3 protein-coding genes are annotated in these 2,617 nt (G+C 31.9%); all 3 read right to left on the bottom strand.

Annotation, left to right across the window (positions count from 1 at the left end):
* Nucleotides 1-134: 134 nt before the first annotated feature.
* Genes rpsT through GO685_RS04690 form a run of 3 tightly spaced genes read right to left on the bottom strand, consistent with a single transcriptional unit; the run spans nucleotide 135 to nucleotide 2,222 of the window.
* The gene (gene rpsT, locus GO685_RS04700) at nucleotides 135-404 is read right to left on the bottom strand and encodes a 30S ribosomal protein S20 (RefSeq protein ID WP_175937788.1); all 270 of its coding nucleotides are present in this window, start codon (nucleotides 402-404) and stop codon (nucleotides 135-137) included.
* 50 nt (nucleotides 405-454) lie between these two features.
* The gene (locus GO685_RS04695; protein WP_175937787.1) at nucleotides 455-1,180 is read right to left on the bottom strand and encodes a 1-acyl-sn-glycerol-3-phosphate acyltransferase; all 726 of its coding nucleotides are present in this window, start codon (nucleotides 1,178-1,180) and stop codon (nucleotides 455-457) included.
* A 55-nt stretch (nucleotides 1,181-1,235) separates the two neighbouring features.
* Nucleotides 1,236-2,222 carry a tyrosine-type recombinase/integrase gene (locus GO685_RS04690; RefSeq protein ID WP_175937786.1) on the bottom strand — a complete coding sequence of 329 codons (987 nt, stop codon included), beginning with the start codon at nucleotides 2,220-2,222 and terminating at the stop codon, nucleotides 1,236-1,238.
* Between the last annotated feature and the right edge of the window lie 395 nt (nucleotides 2,223-2,617).

The following is a 2,617-nucleotide window of genomic DNA, read 5'->3' as shown; positions in this document are numbered from 1 at the left end:
TCTTTTATATAATATGCCATTTGGTAATTTCTCTATTTGTAGCTAAGTTAAACTACCAGTTTTTGCTACATCTTTCCTTATTTTCTCATGACAGACTTTTTTCACAGAGCCTAGTTAACTTTAGATTAACCACACTAAACAGTCATCAACGCTTTTACTTTTGCATTTAAGCGACTTATTTTACGTGCAGCAGTGTTTTTATGAATAACACCTTTATTCACACACTTGTGCAAATTAGATTCAGCGTTTCGAAATGCTATAATGACATTTTCTTTATCGCCAGACTTAATTATATCAACCAATTTCCTAATAGCAGTGCGGGTTTTACTTTTGCGCATTTTATTTATCAAAGTGCGCTTCGCTATTACCTTTATCATTTTTTTAGCACTCTTATGATTCACCATATATTAATACCTAAAACACTGTACTCTTTCCTTATTATAGAATTTTTTCACTAATTTGCAATACTAGTTTTTTCTGCAGCCAATTCGCTACTTTTCTCTTCAATAGCTTTTTCTAAATTTCTCAAGAATTCATCTCTACTTAACCCAGGGCATATCGGAGGTAATATCTCTATTATTGCCTTCCCGGGATTTTTTCTTATAGAAAGTATACTCTTTGGCCAAAATAAACCGGTATTTAAAGCAACTGGTAATACAGAAACAGATAATACGCTATATAAAGCTGCGACACCTGGTCGATATTTTGCTTTTTGTTTTGCAGCTGTTCTGGTGCCTTCAGGAAATATTATTATGCTTCTATTTTCTTTTATGCGCATCTTAGCTAACTTAACGATATAGCGTATAGAGCTGATACCATCCAAGCGGTTAATAAAAATCATCCTAAGTGCCATGAGGTGCAAACCAATAAATGGAATCCACTTCAGTTCACGTTTTAAAATAAAAACTGCGTTTCTAAATAAAAGTATAAAAATAAATGTTTCAAGCGGAGATTGGTGCTTAGAAGCAATTATAAATGGCTGCTTTGGGATATTTTCTATCCCCTTAATTGCATATTCAACTCCACATAATAAACGAAGCATAAACAATACAACCTTTACTGAGCAAGCAAGGAAAATAGTTATTATGCGTGCAGGAAAGAAGAGTATAGGAAGAGCAATTGAAGTATAGAGCGCCTCCCATAATATAAGAAAAAAATTAAACAATAAGCCTGAAATCATAAACCCAGATAAACTTACTTGAGTTTAGCTCTACTGCAAATTAAAAACAATAAGTTTAACTACTGATTGTCTGAGTGATAGGATGTGAGTCAGCTAATTTGTCCTTCAATTTTTTGTTAGCAACATGAGTATATATTTGTGTTGTAGAAAGGTTAGTATGACCAAGAACTTTTTGTATCAGCACAATGCTTGCTCCACTATCCAGCAGATGGGTAGCAAAAGAATGTCTAATCACATGTGGAGAGATTTTATTTTCATCAATATTACATTTTCTTGCTAATTCCTTAATTAATTGACCGATTCTCTGCCTAGTAATCGGCTTATTAGGTCTATTACCTGGAAACAGCCAATCAGACTCAGGTCCGTCAGTAATCAAATTGTTACGAACTGATAAATAATTTCTAAGGCTTCGCAGCGCTTGTTCATTAAAAAGAATTTGCCTCTCTTTACCACTTTTTCCTTTTATTATTATATAACTTTCTTTGTCATTACTGTTTGCTAAATGTAACACCTCACATAACTTCATATTAATCAGTTCAGAAATACGCATGCCGGAAGAGTAAAGTATGTCTAAAATAGCGCATAACCTTCTACCGTTTATTTCTTTATTCGATTCGCTCGCTGGTTTTCTGACTGCATCCATTAACAAGAGCATTTCTTTGACGCTCAAATATTTTGGCAAAGGACGAGAAACTTTTGGATTTTTCAATTCATCATCATTAGCTGGAGCTAGATTGAAATCTATTATTCCATCATTAAATAGGCACTTATAAAAATTTTTCACAGCAGATATCTTTCTTGATACAGAACTACTTTTATATTTCTTTTGTACGTATAGAGATTTCACATAATCTTTGATATTAGTTTTGCTTGCGCTGACTAAAGTAGTGCCACTTTCCAACAAAAAATCTTCAAGTTGACGTAAATCTGAACGATAACTTTCTAAAGTATTTTGTGTAGCAGACTTTTCTGACACCAAAGTATCTATGTAATACGTTATGTAAAGATTCTCTTTTTTATTCTGTAACTGCTCTCTTTTCATTATCAGCTCCTATATTTATTTCTTTGACTATAGTTTGATTAGAAATGTTACTCGTATTTCTTAATAGAAAATATGAGATAAATAAAACATTTACCAATAGAATAAGTATAATAAACCTTTGTCTTAATTTTTTTTTCAGATTTGATCTTATTCTTACCATAGTTAAATTATAACATCAAATCTGTAGAAAGCATCCTGTAAAGTGAGTTTTGCTATAATATACCACTTCTTGGTCGTATCTACTTATATCCATTATAATATAATGTTTTTATAGTGCTAGCACAACTAAATGGTGACTCTTATATTAGTCTCTGTGAAAAAAGTTTATCATGAGAAAATAAGGAAAGATGTAGCAAAAACTGGTAGTTTAACTTAGCTACAAATAGAGAAACTAC

Origin of the sequence: Wolbachia endosymbiont of Madathamugadia hiepei, from assembly GCF_013366855.1 — a bacterium.
In the GTDB taxonomy this organism is placed as follows: Bacteria; Pseudomonadota; Alphaproteobacteria; order Rickettsiales; family Anaplasmataceae; genus Wolbachia.
The sequence above is the reverse complement of the archived record's forward strand: the minus strand, read 5'-3'. Positions and strand labels throughout refer to the sequence as shown.